This window comes from Dechloromonas denitrificans (assembly GCF_020510685.1).
GTDB lineage: Bacteria > Pseudomonadota > Gammaproteobacteria > Burkholderiales > Rhodocyclaceae > Azonexus > Azonexus denitrificans_A.
The window spans coordinates 2467490-2488020 of sequence record NZ_CP075185.1; the positions used below are offsets into that span (position 1 = coordinate 2467490).

Below are 20531 nucleotides of genomic sequence, written 5' to 3' on the forward strand. Positions count from 1 at the left end.
AGGCGCTGCGCGGACAGTGTTCCTATTATTCCATGGAGACCTTATGTCCTCTTCGATCTTTGCTGCGGTAGAGATGGCCCCGCGTGATCCCATCCTCGGCCTGAACGAATCATTCAACGCCGACACCCGCGGCACCAAGGTCAACCTTGGCGTCGGTGTTTACTTCGACGACAACGGCAAAATCCCCCTGCTCGCAGCCGTCAAGTCGGCCGAAGACGCACGCGTCAAGGCTGCATTACCGCGCGGTTATCAACCGATCGAAGGCTCTCCGGCCTACAACCAGGCCGTGCAGAACCTGTTGCTCGGCAAGGAATCCGAACTGATCGCCAACGGCCAGGTCATCACCGCCCAGTGCCTGGGCGGCACCGGCGCGCTGAAGGTTGGTGCCGATTACCTGAAACGCCTGAACCCGAACGCCAAAGTCTATATCAGCGATCCCTCCTGGGAAAATCACCGTGCGCTGTTCGAGTCGGCCGGTTTCGTTGTCGAAAACTATCCGTACTACGATGCCGCCACCCGGGGCGTCAATTTCACTGGCATGAAGGCCTGCCTGAACAGCCTGGCCGCCGGTTCCGTCATCATCCTGCACGCCTGCTGCCACAACCCGACCGGCGCCGATCTCTCGGATGCCCAATGGCAGGAAGTCGTCGACGTCTGCCGCGAGCGTGGCCTGGTGCCCTTCCTCGACATGGCCTACCAGGGCTTTGCCGACGGCATCGACGCCGATGCGGTCGCCGTCCGTGCCTTCTCTGCGTCCGGCCTACAGTTCTTCGTCTCCAGTTCCTTCTCGAAGAGCTTCTCGCTTTACGGCGAACGCGTTGGTGCGCTGTCCGTCATCACCGCCAGCAAGGAAGAGTCCGCTCGCGTCCTGTCGCAGGTCAAGCGGGTGATCCGCACCAACTACTCCAACCCGCCGATTCACGGTGGTGCCCTGGTTGCCGCCGTCCTCGCGACGCCGGAGTTGCGTCAGATGTGGGAAACCGAACTGTCCGGCATGCGCGACCGCATCCGTGCCATGCGCACCGGCTTGGTCGATGCCATCAAGGCACAGGGCGTCGCTCAGGATTTCTCCTTCGTCGTTCAACAACGCGGCATGTTCTCCTACACCGGTTTGACCGCTGCTCAGGTCGAACGGATGAAGGACGAATTCGGCATCTACGCCGTGTCGACCGGACGTATCTGCCTGGCGGCGCTGAACACCAAGAATCTGGAATATGTCGCCAAGGCCATCGCCGCCGTGACCAAAGCCTGATTTTTTCAAGGCTGAGCAAAAAGGGCGAGACCGCGGTCTCGCCCTTTTTTATTTGCTACCGGAAGCTGTGAGATCCGGCAGCATCCCCGAGACATGGACAGGCACGTGCCGACTCGACACGGAAGTCTGGATACCGATGCTCAACGTGGCATCAATCGGCCGATCGCGACGGGCCAGGAACTGACCGGTCGCCGTCATCATGCCGGCGTCGAGCCGAATGTCGCGGCCGCTGACCTGCCCGGGATTGATCGTGATGTTGGTGCGCAAACGATCGAATTTTGTCGCGCCGGAGCGCACCGCGGAACCGCCGCCGCGCCTGGCCACTTCCCCGAGATCGACCCCATACAAAACACCCCGGGTAATATCCGCATCAAGCATGCCTTCGAGACTATTCCACATGCTCGCCCAATCGTTCCCGCCGGCTCTCAGGCGCAATGTGCCACCCAGATCGCCCTCCAGCTTCAGCGTTGGCACGAACGCCGCGCTTAGTTGACGACAGTCGATTCGGTGCAGGCTGGCATCACCGGCCATCACCAGACCATTACTCCAGTCGAGCAACCAGTTGCCTTTCAGGATGCCGCCAAGGAAGGTGGTATCGATGCTCTGAATCAGCAGCTTGTTTTTTTGCAGCAGCCCCTTGGCTTGCAGCGAGTCGAAAGAAACCGGCATGCCGGCGGGCTTCCAGGCCAAGCCTTCGATGTTGAGCAACAGCCCCTGGGGGGTAGGCACCACAGCCAGCCTGATGCTGCGATCGACGGCCTGAAAAGCGGCTTTTTCAACACTGCCATCGGCCTTGAAAATAATTTCCCCAGCGATATCGCGTAGCGCAATATCGCGCACCGTTACTGCGCTGCGCTCGATGCGAAGGCGCCGAATCACCACCTCGTCAGCCGCCGCCCCCCGCGCCGCGCCAAACATCGGCAAAGCGACCAGACGATTGGCTGAAAGCACGGCACCGACGACATCGACACGGGAAATCCGCTGCGGCCCGCTCCCCAGCAGAGCAAATGGGGACGCAATGTGGATTGTCTCGATTCGCGAATCGCCAGCTTCGCCAATCCGAACATCCGCCAGGTTCAATTGCGGCTGCGGCAAGAGCGTCATGCCAACGTGACCGACCTTGACCGGTGTTTGCAACAAACGGCTCGCCGCCGCCTCGATCGCCGGCTTGAAATCAGCGTAGGGGTAAAACAGCACCAATCCGAGCAGTAAAAGAACGGCACCGGCAAGTCCGAGCAGCCCCCACTTCAGCAACGGAATTCTCTTGCCGTCGTCATCATGTTCATCGGGAACTGGCTTACGCGGCGAGATCGCCACTGTCTCGGACGATACGGCGCTCTTATTGCGTGGCGAAGGAAGAATCGGTTTGCCGAAAAAAGAAAATTTTCCGCCCCTACTGTCGCCCCCGGGACGGTCAGGAGGGGAAAGGGATTTTGGGCCGAAAGTCGAAAATTGGGAAAGGGCCGAAACCTGTTCTTTGTGGCTCGGCAGCCCGCTTTCCGCCCAAACCGAGGCCGCTTCGAGCCTCGGGGCGATAAACCCGCCCTCCTCCAGCTCACGAAGCGCGCTCTCGACCATGCGCGGATTTTCCATCTTTACCGACAGCTCCTCGATGGTCAGTTTTCCATCAACCTGAACCAGGACCATGCGAAGGTTACGCTGTACAACCCGCGTACTTTGCCGAACCGCCTCGTCCCCCATCGGCGTTTTTGCATAAACAAGCTTAGGATCCATACGTAAGTTTTTTTCTTCTAAAAGCCACAAGACGCTTGACGCAAGCGGGTTCGATACCTATAATGCGCTCCTCTGTTCCTCGATAGCTCAGTTGGTAGAGCGCCGGACTGTTAATCCGTAGGTCCCTGGTTCGAGCCCAGGTCGGGGAGCCAGAGAAAACCACATTTAGCCCAATCATCAAGATTGGGCTTTTTGCTTTCCGGCCCAAGTTCAGCCACGGCACAGTTGCATTCCATTACCGCCCCCTCCCCGCTGAATGGTCGAAAATTCAACGCCAGATGATAACCGGCGTTTGCTTGCTCAAACAATGCTTGACCCAACCGAAAGCCGCTTGGGCAACGATTATTCGCCCTTTGAAACTCACACATCGGCAAAGCGATAAGCGATTTCCGCGAATTCGGCCTGAATTTCAAGAAACAGATCGACCAGCCGGGGATCGAAATGCTTCCCGCTGTCGGCACGAATGACGTTGATCGCCTCGTCTATCGGCAATGCTTCTTTGTATACGCGCTTGCTGACCAGTGCATCGAAGACGTCGGCGATGGCCATTAAACGGGCGGCCAGCGGAATTTCCTCGCCCTGCAGCAGGTCCGGATAACCACGGCCGTCCCAGCGCTCATGATGCCAACGGGCAATCTGCCGCGCCACTTCGAGGAAGGCCAGAGCCGGGCTGCCGTCGCCGGCGATGGCGGGACTTGCATCCTTGACCCGCTGCATGGCCTGGGCAATGGCATCGGCACCGATCTGGCTATGCTTTTTCATTATTTCAAATTCGTCGTCCGAGAAGCGCCCAGGTTTATACAGGACGCTGTCGGGAATGCCGACCTTGCCGATATCGTGCAGAGGCGCCGCCTTGACGATAGAAGTGAGTTCTTCCTCAAGCAGATTGCCGAAGCGCTCCGGGTGCCTTCGAATGGCGTGAACCAGCGCCTCGACGTAGGACTGGGTTCGATGAATGTGGTTTCCGGTGTCACTGTCGCGCGTTTCGGCAAGAATCGCCAGGGCATGCAGGCTGGCGCTCTGGATCACCTCGTTGTCACGCATGCGCCGTTTGACTTCGGCGTCGAGAAAGGCGTTCTGATCCCTGAGCCACTCCTTGGCCCGTTTGTTTTCGAGTTGAGTATGAACCCGTGCCAAAACGACGGCCGGCTTGACCGGCTTGGCAATGTAATCCGCGGCGCCAAGTTCGAGGCCACGCTCTTCGTCCATGGCCGAATCCTTGGCGGTCACGAAGATGACCGGAATGTCGCGGGTTACGATGTTTTCGCGCAGATGTTCGAGAACCGAGTAGCCATCCATTTCCGGCATCATGACGTCGAGCAGAATCAGGTCCGGGCGCGGTTCGGAAAGTGCCGAGCGCAGCGCGCGCTGGCCGCCGGTAGCGACTTTGACCTGATAGAAAGGGGCCAGCACCGCACCGAGAATCTCCAGATTTTCCGGCTGATCGTCGACCAGGAGAATGGTTTGTAGGTGCTTGTTCATGCTGTTTCCAGGGTGCTCAGTGCTTCATCATAAGCGAAGCGTGAAATTTGTTGTCCCAGACGCTCCAGGACGACCGGCTCCAGCACCCCGGCCAGGACGCTCCGGTTTTCCTCGAAATAGTGCCGTGCAGCGATATCGTCGGCCGCCAGCAACACCTTGAGCCGGGCCAGCAGGCGCCGCGGACTGACCGGATCGGGCAATGCGAGCGCCGGAGGAACGATGGCCTCCGGCGTAGCGAGGAGCGCCACGATGTCGTTGATCAAACGGGGCAGTTCCTCGGCCAACTGGTCCAGGTGAACCTGGGCAGCTTGCAGAACGGGATCCTTGAGCGACCTTTCCAGTTCGGTGGCAAGCCGTTGAATAGCGGCCGCCCCGATGCCGCCAGCTCCCCCCTTCAGGGAATGGGCGCAGGACTCGGCCTCGCGAATGTGCTGTTGCGCGAGGTGGTCACGTAATTTCTCCACGTCATCGCGATGGCCATCGGCAAACAGTTGCAAGATCCGCAAATAGGAGGAAATTTTGCCGCGAACGATGTTCAGTCCGGCATCGACATCGAGACCTTCAATGTCTCTCAGCCTCGCCTCCAACAACGGATTACTGTCCTGGGGCATCTCGGCGCGGGGCAAAACATCGTCTTCCGGCACACTTTCTTCACGGCGCGGGAGCCAGTGAAGCAGCGCATCGATCAGCGCCTTCGGGTCGATCGGCTTGGCGACATGATCGTTCATGCCCGCCTCCAGGCATAACTGACGATCCTCGGCAAAAGCATTGGCGGTCATCGCCAGAATCGGCAGTTCGGAGCGGCCGGGCAAGGCGCGAATCCGCCGGCAAGCTTCCAGACCATCCATGCGCGGCATCTGAATATCCATCAGGATCAGTTCATAGGCATTGGCGCGCGCCATATCGACGGCCATCTGGCCATCCTCGGCCAGATCGACCGAGACGCCGGAGTCGTGCAGCAGTTCAAGCGCCACTTCCTGATTCACCCGATTGTCCTCGGCCAACAGAATGCGACGACCCTGCAACTTGCTGCGGACATCGACAATGCTGATCTCCGGGCTTGTCGGTTTGAGCAAATAGCCGGGCTGAGTACGCGCGATCGCATCAAACAAGCTGGAGGGGGTGGCGGGCTTGCTGAGTATTCCGTCGATATCGCGACTCGCGGCTACCCTGGCCAGGTAATCGCGCCCCGGCACCGTCATCAGAATGATGCTCGGGTGCTCTGCCGGACAGGCCTGACGCAGCTTGCGCGCGGTCTCGATACCATCCATCCCGGGCATTTCGGCATCGATCAGGACCAAGCCAAAATGCCGGTCTGAACGCGCCGCCTCGACCACCTCGCGCACCGCATCGGAACCGCGGGCCGCCGCAGAAACCTCGAGGCCGAATCGGGCCAGGGTCTGCATGATCGCTTCACGAGCCTCCGGCAGATCGTCCACCACCAAGGCCCGCGGTTCGGCCATGCCGATCTTCGGGATATCCGGGACGCCTTGGCCATTGAGCATCAGCAAGGGCACCTCGACCCAGAAAGTACTCCCCTTGCCGGGTTCGCTGACGACCCCCACGGCCCCGCCCAGCAATTCCGCCAGGCGCCGGCTGATGGCCAGCCCCAGTCCGGTGCCGCCAAACTGGCGGGTGGTCGAACTATCGGCTTGTTCGAACGCTTGGAATATCCGCGATTGCTGCTCAGCAGTCAGACCGATGCCGGTATCGCAGACCTCGAAGCGGACGTGCAACTGACTGGCCGAGCGGCTGACCGCTTTAGCCCTGAAGACGACGCTCCCCGTGTGGGTAAATTTGACGGCGTTGCTCGCGAAATTGACCAGAATCTGCTGCAGGCGGACGCTGTCGCCCCGCAGCACGAACGGCAGCTCCGGATCGATGCGCACGACGAGCTCGATCCCTTTTGCGGCGACCGCCTCGCCAACCAGATTGGCGATGTTCTTGAAGAGCTCGTCCAGCTTGAACTCGACGCTCTCCAGGCTCAATTTGCCGGCCTCGATCTTCGAAAAATCGAGAATGTCGTTGATGATGCTCAGCAAGTGCTTGGCGGCATCGGTAACCTTGTCGAGCTGTTCGATCTGCCGCGGCAGCACCGCCTCGCGCCGAAGCAGATGGGTGAAACCGATGATCGCGTTGAGCGGCGTCCGGATCTCATGGCTCATGTTGGCCAGGAATGCACTCTTGGCTGCATTGGCCGTCTCGGCAATCTCCTTGGCCTCGGCCAGTTCGGAGGTCCGGTCGCGGATCATCTCTTCGAGATGGTCGCGGTGGCGGATCAACTCGTTTTGCGCGCTGCGATGCTCGGTTATGTCGTAGGCGACGCCGAGCACCCCGATCAGCGTGCCATCCGCCGCCCGCATCGGCGTCTTGGTCGTCTCAAAAAGACCGCGGTAGCCATCGGCCTTGAAGGTCAGCCACTCTTCATTGACCGAAGAGTGGTTCGAGCTGGCCGCCAGTCGGTCCTTGCTGCGGAAGAAATCAGCCTGCTCGCGATCGACGAAGTCGTAATCGGTCCGGCCAATGACGGCCGCTTGGGCGGCACCGAAAAATCGCTCGAAAGGCGGGTTACAGGCCAGATAGACCCCGTTCGGATCCTTGAGCCAGACCAATGCCGGAATCGTTGCAAACAGCGTTTGCAGACGCGTCCGTTCGAATTCGAGTTCCGAGAGCGTTTTCTGCAGATTGCTGTGGATCTGGAGCAGTTCCAACTCGACGCGCCCGGTCAGGGTGAACATCACGGCGGCAAAGGCAACCAGGGTAATGGCGGTAATCAGCGGCACCAGAACCAGCAAGCGCTTGGTGCGCTGCAACTGCACATCACCGTCTTCACGAATGTGGTCATTCAGCGTTTTGAGATCATCGAGCAGAAAATCCTGACGTTGCTGGAGAAAATCGATGGCGTTCACCAGCGTCCGCACCGCGACATAGTATTCGCCGCCCTCGCTGACATTCAGGCCTTCACCGAAGCGGCGCAGCAAGGATTTCTCCTGCAGACTGCTTTCGCTGAAAGCCGGATTGGCCAACTGCCCCTTGATGCCATCGATTTCCCGCCGGATCAGCTGCCAACTACCGGCAATGGCATCCGCCTGGGTCGGCGCTTCCCTGGCCACCCCGTCAAGCAGCCGGTCGAAATCGTTCACCGAGGCTTCCCAGCTCTTGCGCTGCTTGATCAGTTCCGGCGTCGATAGCAGGCGCTCCGTGTGGTACTTCAAGGCCAGGACGGATTTATAGGCGTCCTCCACGGCGCGCTGGCGGGCGACGACCGCGCTGTAATCGAAAGCCAAATAGGCGACCGCCACCCCGCTCAGCAGCGCCCCGAGGATGAGCACGGCGAACCCATACAGCGAGATATTCCGGATGCTTCGTGGGTTTTTGATCACAACCTGACCTGCCATTATCGATTCACGTTCAGCGAGGCCTTGTAGTAGGCAATCTGCTTGTCCCGGCCAAGCCGCTCGGTAATCTTCTCCCATTCCTCGGCCGCCCGGTCGAGCGCCTCTTTCGGCTTCATCTCGCGGTTGACCGCCTTGGCGACGAACTCGTCGGCGACACGGTAATACTCCCCGGCACCGGGAATGGTTATGTCGTAGACGACATTCGCGTTCGATAGCGACTGGGTGATTTCCTCAAGATAGGCTTTGGCCGACTCGGTCGAAAATCCTGACTGATTCCACGAGGCGGGATCTTCAAAATGCGAGCGACGCGACGGGTTGACCGCGGTTCCGCTGATCGCCGTCAGTTTTTTGGTCAGTGCTTTCGAGGTCATGTGGGCGGCAAACTCAAAGGCCAGGGCTTTGTTCTTCGAAGCCTTGCTGACGAAGAAAGTCCAGTTGCCGCTGATCGAAGAGACCTGATTCGGCCGCTCGTCCCAGTGGCCGCTTATCGCGTTGAAAACTTCGCCACTGCCCGGAATCTGGCTGTAGCCGATCTTGTCCTTGACCACCGAGGCCGGCGAGTTGACCGCATGCACGCCCATGTCGGCCCAATCGATAGCCATCACCGTCTGCCCGGAAACGAAACTGTTGCGGACGTCGTGGCCGGCAAAATTGACCATGCCCGGCGGGCCATATTTCAGCGTGTCGACCCACACCTGCAAAGCCCGGACGAATCCAGGATTGTTGATCCGCGGCTTTAAGGTATCGGGGTCGAAGTAGTAGGCAGGATCGTCGGGATGCTTGGCAAAAGCCGCCGCCTGGGCAAAGAACTGGAGCATCGAGATATCGCCCTTGACCCGGTTGCCGGCAACGCCATAGCCCGGCTTGCCATTGCCATTCCAGTCCCAGCCGGTGAAAAACTCGGCAATGTCGCGATAGGCTTTCCACGTTGCGGGTGGCGCCAGGTCATATTTGTACTTTTTCTTGAATCGCGCCTGAAACTCCGGGTTGGCGAAAATATCCTTGCGGTAATAGAGATTTATGCAATCGCCATCATAAGGCAAGCCGTAGGCGACGTTATTCCATGACAAGACCGTATTGCGGTAGATCGGCAGCACATCGTCCCAGTCGATCTTCCGCTTGATCGCTTCAGGAACCGGCTCGACATACCCACCACTGAGAAGCGTGCCGCTCCACATCGAAATGACGACGTAGATGTCGAAATTAGCATCCGCCGACTTCAGCGACTCATCGATTTTCTCGATAGTCTCGTTCCAGCCCGGCGTCAGCACCCGGACCTTGGCACCGGTCTTCTCCTGGAAATTCTCGACTTCATCGAGAATCGGCCCGCGAATCAGACGGGCATCGAGTTTGGGCACAATCAGCGAAATCGATTGCCCTTCGAAAGGTCGCGCCAACGGCTTGGTCGGCGCTTCGCCTGGTTTCTCGCCACAACCAAACAAGGCGGCAAGGACGACAAGGCAGATGCTGATTCGTTTCATGCTGACTCCCTCCCCACGAGAGCTACAAATATGCCAAACGGCTTTTTATGGCAAGGCGAACGATCCGGATCGCCCTGATCGCCGCGGGTGACGCAATAGACTTGTATATTTGATACTTCGGTCGGTGGAAAATCAACCGTTGATTTGAGCAAAGTGGAAAAATCAACAATCGATTGACATTTTGCCGGCAAACCCAAACCGCAGCACAGCGATCAGTCCTCGCCGGAAGCTTCCGGGAACAGCACGTCGGTAAAACCAAAGCGTGAGAAATCGCGGATGCGCGAGGGGTAAAGCCGACCGATCAGATGGTCGCATTCGTGCTGCGCCACCCGCGCATGAAAACCACTGACCGTCCGGTCGATCGCCTGGCCGAACGGATCGAAACCCTGGTAACGAATGCGGCCGTGACGGGGGACCTCGCCGCGCAGACCGGGCACCGACAGACAGCCTTCCCAGCCCAGCTCTTCCTCGGCGCCGAGCGGCGTGATCACCGGGTTGATCAGAACGGTTTGCGGAACCGACTCGGCATCCGGGTAACGTTCGCTCGTCTCGAAACCGAAAATCACCACCTGCAAGCCGACGCCGATTTGCGGCGCGGCGAGGCCAACGCCGTCAGCCGCACGCATGGTCTCGAACATGTCGTCGAGCAACTGGCGAAGCTCCGGCGTATCGAAACGCAACACCGGGGCGGCCAGTTGCGTCAGGATAGGATCTCCCATGCGGAGAATGGCTCGGACGGTCATCGCAAAAACCTCGTTACGCTTAGCTGGAAACCGCCAATTTTGCGTCAATAACGCCGGGGCAAGGCAAAATTTCTGCTGACGGCGGGCGATCAGACCAGCACTTGGCGCGTGGCGGCGAAAAAATGGTGAATCTGCTGTTCGATTCGACGATCGGTCATCACCTCCGGCCTTCGGCCATGCGGACAAGGCAGCCCGGGGGTGGTGCCAAACAGCCGGCAGATCAGCGGGCGTTCCGCATAAACCTGGCAGCCCTCTTCGCCCAGGTGCGGACAGCTCAGATCGGCCAGCGCCGCCTCATGAACGGCACGGCTCTTGACCGGCAAGCGGGCCATCTCTTCGCTGGAGGTGGTCACCGGCCCACAGCAATCGTGACACCCCGGCAGGCAGGCGAACGACGGAATATGTCGGCGGAAAAACCTGATCTTCTGGCTGTCTGTGGTCACTGATTACCTTGCGCGGAGATCCCCATGTTCTCGGGGCACACCGCAAGAATAGCAGCGCTTTCGGCCGCTTCGCTCTTTTCGACAAGCTTCAGCAGCAACAGCAGCGCAGTACCGACCACCATCACCGCCGCCGCGACGTAGAGGCCGACCGCGTAACTGCCCAGACGCACAGCGAGCCAGCCGGTGAAGGCCGGCCCGATGATCTGGGCGGCCCCGTAGGAAAGGGTCATCTTGCCCATCATCTTGGCCGGGCGCGTCGGATAGTAGCGACCGGCCATGCTCAAGACCAGACTGACCATGCCGATGAAGGTGCCGCCGAAGAGCAGTGCGCCGAACAGCGAAGCCAGCAGGCCGCCGAGCATGACCGGTAGCAGGATGCCGATGATCTGCAGCACGGCGGCGAGGATCAGCGCATTGAGATCGCCGGTTCGCCGGGCGATGAAATCCCAATTGATGCAGGCTGGCGCCGCCCCGATACCGATGGCGAGAAAGACAAGATTGCCCTGCCCGGCCAGCCCCGGCAGTTGATTGATGATGGCGACGATGAAGGTCGCGCTGACCACATAGCCGAAACCGGCGCAAAAATAGGCGGCCATGAATAGACGCATGAAAGTCGGGCTGGGCGGATTGTCTTCCATCTTTTGCCCGCTCTTGGTCAGCGGACTGCGGTCCGGCGCCGGCAGCCAGCGCAGCGCCGGAACGAGCAGCAGACAGCCGATCGCCGAGAAGGCGAACCATTGCTCGCGCCAGTCCAGCCAGTGGCTCATCAGGCCGACCGCCGCCGCGCAGCCGGCGATGCCGATGCCGATACCGGAAAAATGGATGCCCAGTTCGCTGCGATGATTGTGGCGGATCAGCCAGTTGAGGATCAGGCCGGTGCCGAACAACATCCCGGCCGCACTGCTCAAACCGGCGAGGAAACGGGACAGCGCCCAGACGATGACGTTATCGGTCAGGCCCATGACAACCGTGCTGAGCACCGCCAGCACCATGCCAATCCGGTACAGGCGATCCTTCAGTACCAGATCGCTGATCAGCGAGGCGAGCAAGGCGCCGCTCAGATAACCGGCGTAGTTCAGCGCCGCCAGCCAGCCGGCGGCAGCGACGCCCAGCCCTGCCTGCTGCTGCATCAGCGGCAGCAGCGGCGTGTAGGAAAAACGGGCGACGCCAAGCACCAGAATCAGGCTGAAGATACCGGCGCCGAGCACCTTGATGCGTTCTCTCTGTGGGCTCATTGGAGCTTCCTTATGGTTTGTCGGCACCACGATATCCGCTGTAACATATCCGTACAATTGAATTGTTCAGAACGAACCGTTCGTTATTGGAGATACGTTATGGAATTGATCGCCCTGCACACCTTCCGCACGGTCGTCGAGGAAGGCGGCATCCTCGCCGCCTCGCGCAAGCTGAATACCGTGCAGTCCAACGTCACCAGCCGCATCCGCCGACTGGAAGAGGAACTCGGCGCCGAGTTGTTTTTCCGCAAGGGGCGCGGCCTGGAACTGGCCCCGTCCGGTCGCGTCTTGCTCGATTACGCGCGGCGCATGCTACTGCTTGAACGGCAGACCAGCGCCGCCGTCAAGCAGGTCGGCGAAAGCGCCGGCGAACTGCGCATCGGGGCGATGGAAACCTTTGCCGCACTGCACCTGCCGAAGGCGCTCAAGGCGGTGCGCGCGACGCATCCGCGGGTCGAACTGCGGGTCGTCACCGACACCAGCGCCGCGCTTGCCGAGCGGGTGCTGGCCCACAAGCTCGATTGCGCCTTCATCGCCGGGCCGGTCGTGCATCCGGCCTTGCAGTTCGAGTTGCTGGTGATCGAAGAGTTGGTCCAGATCTGCGCCATCGGGGCCAACCCGGTAGTGCAACCGCTGATCCTCTTCCGCGAAGGCTGCGCCTACCGCGCCCGCGCCCTCGCCTGGCAACGAGCGATGGGCCACGCCGTGGCCGATGCGATGGAGTTCGGCACCCTGGAAGGCATTCTCGGTTGCGTATCGGTCGGCCTCGGCTGGACCTTGATGCCACGCCGGGTAGTCGAGCAATCTCCGCATGCCGCCGACCTCGTCATCGAAACGCTGCCCGACGACATCGCTCAGGTGCCGACCGGCATGATCTACCTGCGCGATGCGCCGCCGATGAACGTTCTGAACACCCTGGCCGAAGCCGTGGCCGCCGCAGCCCGCCCGAAAAACTGACGTATCATCCCGGCCCTGAAAAATGGCTGTTCGAGACTGAAATGCTGACGAGTTTTGCCAAGCGATGAGCAATCCAAAACCCTGGTATCTGTATTTGATCGAATGCGTGGACGGCAGCATCTACACCGGCATCACCGTCGACGTCGAGGCCCGCTACGCCGCCCACCGGAACGGCAGCGGAGCGCGCTACACGCGTTCGCACGTCCCGGCCAGACTGCTCGGATTTGAAGTCCACCCCGACCGGTCAACGGCGTCACAAGCCGAATACCGCGTCAAGCGGCTGAGCGCCACCGAAAAACGCCGCTTTGCCGGTACGCTGATGCTCCCGGAAATCACCCTGCCCTAACATGCAAATCGCCATCGCCTCCGCCATTCACCTGTTGCACGCGACACCCCACGCGGTGCTCGCTGCCCACTCGACGCAGTTGCCCGGTTACCCGTATGCCACGGCCGTGCCGCTGGTCGTTGACGAAGCGCAGCGACCGCTGCTGCTGATCAGCAGCCTGGCGGAACACACGAAGAATCTGCTGGCCGATGGCCGGGCGAGCCTCGCCGTCAGCGAGACCGCACCGGCAAATATCCAGAACGCGGCGCGCATCACGCTGCTCGGCGACTTCGCGCGATGCGAGCCGACCGCGGCGACCGTCGCCCGCTATCTGCGCTTTCAGCCGGATGCCGGGCAATATCTGCAGCTCGATTTCATGTTCTTCCGGATGCAGGTCAAACGGGCGAGGTTTATCGGCGGCATCGGCAAAATGGGCTGGCTGGATTCAGCCGACTGGGACCAGCCGAACAGCATTACCGCCGAGCACGAGGAAGAACTGCTGGCAGCCGCCGCTGCACTCGCCGCCCCGGGCATCCGCTTGCTCGGTATTGACTGCTACGGCGTCGACTATCTGTCGGCCGGCAACCGGCAACGGCGGTGCTTTGAGGCGGCGCTATCGGCGGATGAATTGGCCAAAGCGCTGCCCGACCTTGTCCGCCGCCTGTAAATCCGTGAAGACCGCTACAGTCTGACTGAACTGAAGGCGGCAAGAAGACTCTGACCCCGGTCAATTTGTCCTCTGCGAGTCATGCCACCCATCGCCATCAGCACCGTCACCACCGCCCGGGAAATCGGACGCGCCGCCTGGGAGCGTCTTGCCCCGCCCGGCCACCCCTTTCTCAATGCCGATTTTCTCGACATTCTCGAACGCCACGAGACGGCTGGCCCGCCCTGTGGCTGGCAGGCCAATCACCTGATCGCCAAAGGCCGCGACGGCATGGTGGTCGGCATCCTGCCGAGCTACCTCAAGCGCAACTCGCATGGCGACTTCATCCGCGACTGGTCCTGGGCAGCCGCCTACGAGCAACTGGGCAAGGTCTATTTCCCGAAACTGCTGAGCGGCCTGCCGCACACCCCGGCACGCGGCCCACGCCTGCTGGTCGGTTCGGGGAACGATGCCGATGGGCTTCGCACAAGCCTGGTCGAGGCCGCCAGACACCGCGTCTCGGCCAACGGATTGTCCTCCTGGCACATCGCCTTGCCGGCCGACACCGACGTCGATCTGCTCGTTTCGCAAGGCCTGCTGGTCAGTCACGATGTCCAGTTCCATTGGCGAAATCGCGGGTTCGGTGATTTCGACGAGTTCCTCGGCGCCTTTGCCTCGGCGCGCCGCCGCAAGGTCAAGGCGGAACGCCGGCGGATCGTCGACAGCGGTCTGCGCATCGAAGTCCGGCACGGCGATGAAATCGATCCCGCCGAGTGGCCCGCCCTCCACCAACTCTATGCCACGACGTTCGACAAGTTCGGCAATTACGCAGCCTTTTCCCCGTCCTGCTTTGCTGAGCTGGCGGCCACACTAGGCCGCCGGATGGTCGTCTTCATCGCGCGCGAAGGGGCGGTGCCAGTCGCCATTTCGATTTGCTTCCGCAGCGACGACACGCTGTACGGCCGCTACTGGGGCACCCTGGGCAATTACCACAGCCTGCACTTTGAACTGTGTTTTTACCAGGGCATTGCCTATTGCCTGGACCATGGACTATCGACCTTCGAGCCCGGCGCCGGCGGCGAGCACAAGGTGGCACGCGGCTTCGAACCGACGCTGGTCCGCTCGTGCCACTGGATAGAGGACGAGCGGATGCGCCACCTGATCGGCCAACACCTGGCGCGACAGAAATCCGCGGTTCTCGCCTATGCCGAGGAAGCAGCCAGTCACCTGCCGTATCGCACCGAGCCATGATGGCGCCAAGCGTGGGGAACCTTTTGGATTTTTGATCTCTCCACTTGTATGCTTCGGGCCCAATACAGATAATCCGCAGCCAGAAGCCACAAACCATTTCTTAGGCCGCGAAGCGAAAGCGCCAACCATGCAGAACGAGACACTCAGGCCAGAATCAACACCCACCGGGTTGGCGAACTTCATGCCGGTCATCGACCCGGCTGGGCAAAAGCACCCGGAAGGCACGCTGGTCGACAAGTACGGGCGACGGATCAGCTACGTCCGGCTGTCGATTACCGATCGCTGCGACTTCCGGTGCACCTACTGCATGGCCGAGGAAATGACGTTTCTGCCGCGCAATGAAGTGATGAGCCTGGAAGAGTGCCTGCGCGTCGCCACGGTTTTCGTCGGACTGGGCGTCAACAAGCTGCGCATTACCGGCGGCGAGCCGCTGGTGCGCAAGGACGCGATGTGGCTGATCGAGCGCCTGGGCGCCCTGCCCGGCCTCGATAATCTGGTGCTGACCACCAACGGTTCGCAACTCGACCGTTTCGCTCGTCCGCTGCGCCAAGCCGGCGTCAAGCGCATCAACATCAGCCTCGACACGCTCAACGCCGAGCGTTTCCGGAAAATCACCCGGATCGGCGACCTGAACAAGGTCCTGAAAGGCATAGAAGCCGCCCGCAGCGCCGGTTTTCGTCGGACCAAACTGAATGTGGTGATGATGCGCGGCACCAATGACGACGAGTTCGTCGATCTGGTTCAATTTGCGCTCGATAACGAACTGGACATTTCCTTCATCGAGGAAATGCCGCTCGGCGAAATTCATGGCCGCAACACCACCTACATTTCCTCGGAAGAAACCCGCGAGCAGTTGGCTCGGCGCTTCGAGCTGATTCCGTCGACCGAAAACTCGGGCGGCCCGGCGCGTTACTGGCGCACACCCGGCTCGGAGTCACGGATCGGCTTCATTTCACCGCACAGCCACAATTTCTGCGACTCCTGCAACCGCGTGCGAATCACCGCCAAGGGCGAGCTCTACCCCTGCCTTGGCCAGAACGATGCCGCACACCTTCTGCCGGTGCTCCGCACCGACAACGACAACGCTGCCTTGCGCCAGGCGATTGTCGACAGCATGGGCATTAAACCCTACGGTCACGACTTCACAAAGCAGATGGACGCACCGCAGGTCGTGCGCTTCATGTCGATGACCGGCGGCTGACCAACACCTGTGCCAAGCTTCGGCTTATCACAACTCGCCCGGTCTTCCTCGCGTCAGCACCGCCGAAAAAGCCGTAGACCTCAAAGCATTGCGATCCTCATCGCGCTGATTATTGGCTTGGCCGGCACACTGCTCGTACCGGGTATACCGTTTATCGCGCTGTTGCTCATCGCCGGTAGCGCTGCTGCCTGGCTCGCTTATGTGGAATGGCGCGAATTTCGCTCGATCAGCCGCGCGTACGACATGGCCATGCTGGCGGCCCATGATGGATTCTGGGAATGGGATCCGGTCACCAAGGCGCTGCATGTCGGCACCCGGCTGCTGGAAATTCTCGGTTATGACGAGGACTTTCTGGCGGACACCGATGGCTGGCTGAAGCTGGTCCATCCCGATGATCGTGCCGCCTACAACAGCGCAGTGGCCGAACACCTCAAAGGGAAAACAGTTTTTTTCTACTGCGAATACCGGGTGCTGGCGAAAGACGGCACTTACCGCTGGATCGCCTCGCGTGGTTTGGCGGTGCGCGACCGGCATGGCAAGGCTTATCAGATGGTCGGCTCGGTGACCGACATCACCGAGCGCCGTACGCACCAGGAGGAAATGGAGTTTCTCGCCCAACACGACGTACTGACCGGCCTGCCCAATCGCCTCCTTTTTTCTCAACAGTTGCACAACGCCATCGTGAAGGCCAAGGAGCGCAGTTGCAAACTCGCCGTCCTCTTCATCGATCTGGATCGCTTCAAGAATATCAACGACACGCTGGGTCATCGCGCCGGCGACCAGTTGCTGCAGCTTGTTGCACTGCGTCTCAAGCAGGAGATGCCGGCCAATTGCTGCCTCTATCGCCAGGGCGGCGACGAGTTCATCGTCCTGATAAATCCGATCAGCGATGCCAACGTAGCGGTCGACACGGCTTTGATATTCAAGGAACAGATCACGGCGCCCTTTCTCTGCGGTGAAACCGATTTTTTTACCAGCGCCAGCATCGGCATCAGCATCTTTCCTGAAGATGCCGGCGATGGGGAGACGCTGCTTCGGCATGCCGATACCGCGATGTACGAGGCGAAGGCGGCGGGCGGGAATGCCATACGCTCGCATACCCCGCTGATGAACCAGCGGGTAACCTTCCGTATGTCTCTCGAAACGCGCCTGCGTCGTGCCTTGCAGGAGCAACAACTCGAGCTTTATTTCCAACCCCAGGTTGATACCCAGACCGGCCAGCTCGTCGGCGCCGAAGCTTTGCTTCGTTGGCACGACGGCGAGAGCCAGATTCCGCCCGATCACTTCATTCCGGTTGCCGAAGAATGCGGCTTGATCGTACCGATCGGCGATTGGGTCATCGAGCAGGCGGTCGCCCAGATCAACGCGTGGCGAGAACAGTTTGGCGAGATTCCGCCGATTGCCATCAACCTGTCGCCGCGCCAGTTCTGGCGCCCTTCGGTATCCCAATTCATTCTGGAAAAACTTCAGGCAGCAGGCTTGCCCAGCAGTGCGCTCGAGGTGGAAATCACCGAGTCGGTCCTGCTCGATGCGGAAGGAGGCTCCATCGAACAGTTGCGCCACCTGCGTGCGGCGGGTATCACGATTGCGCTGGATGACTTCGGCACCGGTTATTCGTCGCTCTCCTATCTGCAACGCCTACCCATCGGCACACTGAAGATCGACCGTTCCTTCATTAATGACTTGGTTCTCGACGATGGCTCGGCAGGCAGTGACCCGCTGGTCCGGGCCATCATTGCCATGGCAAAAAGCCTGTCTCTCCGGGTAGTTGCCGAAGGCGTCGAAACGGTGCCCCAGCATCGCCGCCTGAAGACCCTCGGCTGTGATGTTTTGCAGGGCTATCTGATCAGTCGTCCGTTACCGGCGGCTGAATTTGCTGCCAAATTCCTCGTCCACCGCAGCAAGGTGAATACATCCCTTGAATACGGCCCTCAGGGATAAATCCGGCAGAAGCCGATTGCACAGATCGGCTTCGAGATCGCGCCAAGCAAAGTAAAAAAGATCGACGCAGCCAATAAAAAGGCGACCCAACGGGTCGCCTTTCTGTGACGCAGTACCCGCACCCAAAGGGTGCCGGCGGAGGCTGATCAGTTACGCTGGGCGCGCTTCCGTTCGATTTCGGTCAGGTAACGCTTGCGCAGACGAATCGACTTCGGCGTCAGTTCCACCAGTTCGTCTTCTTCGATGAACTCGACAGCGGCTTCCAGGCTGAGTTGGACGGCCGGCACCAGGCGAACCGCTTCGTCAGTACCGGAAGCACGGACGTTGGTCAGCTGCTTGCCCTTGATCGGGTTCACAACGAGGTCGTTTTCACGGCTGTGAATACCGATGATCATGCCTTCGTACAGCTTGTCGCCCGGCACGACGAACATGCGGCCGCGATCCTGCAGCTTCCACAGCGCGTAGGCAACGGCTTCGCCGTTATCCTGGGAGATCAGCACGCCGTTGCGGCGCTCGGCCACATTGCCGTCCCGAAGCGGGGCGTATTCGTCGAAGACGTGGCTCATCAGGCCGTTGCCGCGCGTCAGGTTCATGAATTCGCCCTGGAAGCCGATCAGGCCACGAGCCGGGATGCGGTATTCGATACGGACGCGACCGCGACCGTCCGGCACCATGTCCTGCAGGTCGCCCTTGCGTTGACCGAGGCTTTCCATGACGCCGCCCTGGGTATCTTCTTCGACGTCGACGGTGAGCAGCTCATACGGTTCGCACTCGACACCGTTGATCGTCTTCTTGACGACGCGCGGACGACCGACGGCCAGCTCGAAGCCTTCGCGACGCATGTTCTCGAGCAGGATGCCGAGGTGCAGTTCGCCACGGCCGGCGACGTCGAAGACGTCACCGTTGGCGGTGTCATGCACGCGCAGCGCCATATTGGTCAGCAGTTCCTTGTGCAGACGGTCACGCAGCTGGCGGCTGGTGACGAACTTGCCTTCGGTACCGGCCAGCGGGCTGGTATTGACCATGAACTGCATGGACAGGGTCGGCTCGTCGATCTTCAGCAGCGGCAGGGATTCCGGCTGTTCTGGATCGGTCACGGTACAACCGAGAACCAGGTCTTCGATACCGGTGATCTGCACGATGTCGCCGGCATGACCTTCAACCAGCTCGACCTTGTTCAGGCCCTGGTAACCAAAAACCTGGCCGATCTTGGCCTTGATCGGGCTACGCTCGTGTTCGGCCGCTTCTTCTTCGGTACCGAACATGACCAGCACGTTCTGGCCGGTCTTGACCTTGCCGCGATTGATCTTGCCAACGCCGATGCGACCGACATAGGAGGAATAATCGAGGGCGGTGATCTGCAGTTGCAGCGGTGCTTCGATATCGGTATCCGGGGCCGGCACATGGCGCAGAATCGTGTCGAACAGCGGCTTCATGTTTTCGCGCGGCTGATCCAGCTCCATCGCCGCCCAGCCATTGAGGCCGGAAGCATAGACGATCGGGAAATCGAGCTGCTCGTCGGTCGCACCCAGCTTGTCGAACAGGTCGAAGGTCAGATTGACGGCTTGATCGGGATCGGCACCGTCGCGGTCAACCTTGTTGACCAGAACGATCGGGCGCAGGCCAAGGGCCAGGGCCTTCTTGGTGACGAAACGGGTTTGCGGCATCGGGCCTTCAGCGGCATCGACCAGCAGGACCACACCATCGACCATGCCGAGCACACGCTCGACTTCACCACCGAAGTCCGCGTGACCCGGGGTATCGACGATGTTGATGTGAACGCCTTCGTACTGGACCGAGGTGTTCTTGGAAAGAATCGTGATGCCACGCTCTTTTTCCAGGTCGTTGGAGTCCATGACGCACTCGACCAGCTGTTGGTGAGCGGCAAAAGTACCGGACTGGCGGAGCAGCTGGTCGACCAGGGTAGTTTTACCGTGGTCAACGTGGGCGATGATGGCGATGTTGCGAATCGGACGAGCGGACATGGGAAGACCTGAAAAATCAAAGGCGTGATTCTACCACCCCGTGCTGCGCCGCAACATCCCCAAGCTGCTTTTAACCTTCTTTATTGCGCATGAAATCAGCGGTATTGAAGAAATTCTCCAGCAGTTTAGCGCGGATACCCGGCTCGATACCGACATCTTCCATCGCCAGAACCATGCAGGCGACCCACTGGTCGCGCTCCTTGACGCCGATCGAAAAAGGCATGTGACGACCCCGCAAGCGGGGATGCCCGAATTTTTCGACGAACAGATCCGGCCCGCCCAGCCAGCCGGACAGGAACATGTAGAGCTTTTCGCGGGAACCCTGCAGGCTTTCCGGATGCATGCCGCGCAGCTCGGCAAATTGCGGGGTGCTGTCCATCAACTGATAGAAGCGGTCGGCCAGTTTGCCGACGGTGACATCGCCACCGATTTTTTCGTACGTTGAAATTTTTTCCAT

Annotated in this window: 16 protein-coding genes and 1 tRNA gene; 8 read left to right on the forward strand and 9 right to left on the reverse strand. The window is 60.3% G+C overall.

Features of this window, described 5'->3' with window-relative positions; genetic code table 11:
* The first annotated feature begins 43 nt into the window (after window positions 1-43).
* Window positions 44-1252 (forward strand): amino acid aminotransferase, encoded by a 1209-nt coding sequence (locus KI611_RS11755; protein WP_226415062.1) that lies wholly within the window; start codon window positions 44-46, stop codon window positions 1250-1252.
* Window positions 1253-1300: 48 nt separating this feature from the next.
* On the opposite strand, the gene KI611_RS11760 is transcribed toward KI611_RS11755, so the two are convergent.
* Window positions 1301-2986, reverse strand: coding sequence for an AsmA family protein (locus KI611_RS11760; protein ID WP_226415066.1), 1686 nt, complete (start codon window positions 2984-2986; stop codon window positions 1301-1303).
* Between the two features lie 76 nt (window positions 2987-3062).
* On the opposite strand from KI611_RS11760, the gene KI611_RS11765 reads away from it, so the two are divergent.
* A tRNA-Asn gene (locus tag KI611_RS11765) sits at window positions 3063-3138 on the forward strand.
* Window positions 3139-3346: 208 nt separating this feature from the next.
* On the opposite strand, the gene KI611_RS11770 is transcribed toward KI611_RS11765, so the two are convergent.
* From KI611_RS11770 to KI611_RS11795, 6 genes are all read right to left on the reverse strand, one after another.
* Complete coding sequence (locus KI611_RS11770) at window positions 3347-4468, reverse strand: HD-GYP domain-containing protein (protein WP_226415070.1); 1122 nt, start codon at window positions 4466-4468, stop codon at window positions 3347-3349.
* Window positions 4465-7866 carry a response regulator gene (locus KI611_RS11775; protein WP_226415074.1) on the reverse strand — a complete coding sequence of 1134 codons (3402 nt, stop codon included), beginning with the start codon at window positions 7864-7866 and terminating at the stop codon, window positions 4465-4467. The genes KI611_RS11770 and KI611_RS11775 overlap by 4 nt, the downstream gene beginning before the upstream one ends.
* On the reverse strand, window positions 7866-9347 hold the full coding sequence (locus tag KI611_RS11780; RefSeq protein WP_226415077.1) for an ABC transporter substrate-binding protein: 1482 nt from the start codon (window positions 9345-9347) through the stop codon (window positions 7866-7868). Before KI611_RS11780 ends, KI611_RS11775 begins: the two co-directional genes overlap by 1 nt.
* A gap of 212 nt (window positions 9348-9559) precedes the next feature.
* Window positions 9560-10090: a peptide deformylase gene (gene def, locus KI611_RS11785; protein ID WP_226415081.1), complete on the reverse strand. Its 531-nt coding sequence runs from the start codon at window positions 10088-10090 to the stop codon at window positions 9560-9562.
* Window positions 10091-10179: 89 nt separating this feature from the next.
* A complete protein-coding gene (locus tag KI611_RS11790; protein WP_226415084.1) occupies window positions 10180-10533 on the reverse strand; it encodes a YkgJ family cysteine cluster protein in 354 nt (117 codons plus the stop codon).
* Window positions 10530-11768 carry a YbfB/YjiJ family MFS transporter gene (locus KI611_RS11795; protein ID WP_226415087.1) on the reverse strand — a complete coding sequence of 413 codons (1239 nt, stop codon included), beginning with the start codon at window positions 11766-11768 and terminating at the stop codon, window positions 10530-10532. Before KI611_RS11795 ends, KI611_RS11790 begins: the two co-directional genes overlap by 4 nt.
* A 99-nt stretch (window positions 11769-11867) precedes the next feature.
* On the opposite strand from KI611_RS11795, the gene KI611_RS11800 reads away from it, so the two are divergent.
* The 6 genes from KI611_RS11800 (at window position 11868) to KI611_RS11825 (ending at window position 18089) form a co-directional block, all read left to right on the forward strand.
* Window positions 11868-12725, forward strand: coding sequence for a LysR substrate-binding domain-containing protein (locus KI611_RS11800; RefSeq protein ID WP_226415090.1), 858 nt, complete (start codon window positions 11868-11870; stop codon window positions 12723-12725).
* A gap of 64 nt (window positions 12726-12789) precedes the next feature.
* Window positions 12790-13071, forward strand: coding sequence for a GIY-YIG nuclease family protein (locus KI611_RS11805; protein ID WP_226415094.1), 282 nt, complete (start codon window positions 12790-12792; stop codon window positions 13069-13071).
* A gap of 1 nt (window position 13072) precedes the next feature.
* Window positions 13073-13717, forward strand: coding sequence for a HugZ family protein (locus KI611_RS11810; RefSeq protein WP_226415097.1), 645 nt, complete (start codon window positions 13073-13075; stop codon window positions 13715-13717).
* Between the two features lie 81 nt (window positions 13718-13798).
* The gene (locus tag KI611_RS11815) at window positions 13799-14947 is read left to right on the forward strand and encodes a GNAT family N-acetyltransferase (RefSeq protein ID WP_226415100.1); all 1149 of its coding nucleotides are present in this window, start codon (window positions 13799-13801) and stop codon (window positions 14945-14947) included.
* A gap of 181 nt (window positions 14948-15128) precedes the next feature.
* Window positions 15129-16148, forward strand: a complete 1020-nt coding sequence (gene moaA / locus KI611_RS11820) for a GTP 3',8-cyclase MoaA (protein WP_226415103.1) — start codon at window positions 15129-15131, stop codon at window positions 16146-16148.
* Between the two features lie 117 nt (window positions 16149-16265).
* Window positions 16266-18089, forward strand: coding sequence for a putative bifunctional diguanylate cyclase/phosphodiesterase (locus KI611_RS11825; RefSeq protein ID WP_226415107.1), 1824 nt, complete (start codon window positions 16266-16268; stop codon window positions 18087-18089).
* A gap of 146 nt (window positions 18090-18235) precedes the next feature.
* Here the strand turns inward: KI611_RS11825 and typA are convergent, their stop codons facing one another.
* Both typA and KI611_RS11835 read right to left on the reverse strand, forming a co-directional pair.
* Complete coding sequence (gene typA / locus KI611_RS11830) at window positions 18236-20074, reverse strand: translational GTPase TypA (RefSeq protein ID WP_226415111.1); 1839 nt, start codon at window positions 20072-20074, stop codon at window positions 18236-18238.
* 70 nt (window positions 20075-20144) lie between these two features.
* Window positions 20145-20531 (reverse strand): group II truncated hemoglobin, encoded by a 387-nt coding sequence (locus tag KI611_RS11835; protein ID WP_226415115.1) that lies wholly within the window; start codon window positions 20529-20531, stop codon window positions 20145-20147.

Bases quoted from the DNA above. Each gene is read 5' to 3' on its own strand.
- KI611_RS11800 (WP_226415090.1), top strand. From the start codon at position 11,868: ATGGAATTGATCGCCCTGCACACCTTCCGCACGGTCGTCGAGGAAGGC.
- KI611_RS11775 (WP_226415074.1), bottom strand. From the start codon at position 7,866: ATGGCAGGTCAGGTTGTGATCAAAAACCCACGAAGCATCCGGAATATC.
- KI611_RS11795 (WP_226415087.1), bottom strand. From the start codon at position 11,768: ATGAGCCCACAGAGAGAACGCATCAAGGTGCTCGGCGCCGGTATCTTC.
- KI611_RS11770 (WP_226415070.1), bottom strand. From the start codon at position 4,468: ATGAACAAGCACCTACAAACCATTCTCCTGGTCGACGATCAGCCGGAA.
- KI611_RS11810 (WP_226415097.1), top strand. From the start codon at position 13,073: ATGCAAATCGCCATCGCCTCCGCCATTCACCTGTTGCACGCGACACCC.
- def (WP_226415081.1), bottom strand. From the start codon at position 10,090: ATGACCGTCCGAGCCATTCTCCGCATGGGAGATCCTATCCTGACGCAA.
- KI611_RS11755 (WP_226415062.1), top strand. From the start codon at position 44: ATGTCCTCTTCGATCTTTGCTGCGGTAGAGATGGCCCCGCGTGATCCC.
- KI611_RS11805 (WP_226415094.1), top strand. From the start codon at position 12,790: ATGAGCAATCCAAAACCCTGGTATCTGTATTTGATCGAATGCGTGGAC.
- KI611_RS11780 (WP_226415077.1), bottom strand. From the start codon at position 9,347: ATGAAACGAATCAGCATCTGCCTTGTCGTCCTTGCCGCCTTGTTTGGT.
- KI611_RS11815 (WP_226415100.1), top strand. From the start codon at position 13,799: ATGCCACCCATCGCCATCAGCACCGTCACCACCGCCCGGGAAATCGGA.
- moaA (WP_226415103.1), top strand. From the start codon at position 15,129: ATGCCGGTCATCGACCCGGCTGGGCAAAAGCACCCGGAAGGCACGCTG.
- typA (WP_226415111.1), bottom strand. From the start codon at position 20,074: ATGTCCGCTCGTCCGATTCGCAACATCGCCATCATCGCCCACGTTGAC.
- KI611_RS11760 (WP_226415066.1), bottom strand. From the start codon at position 2,986: ATGGATCCTAAGCTTGTTTATGCAAAAACGCCGATGGGGGACGAGGCG.
- KI611_RS11835 (WP_226415115.1), bottom strand. From the start codon at position 20,531: ATGGAAAAAATTTCAACGTACGAAAAAATCGGTGGCGATGTCACCGTC.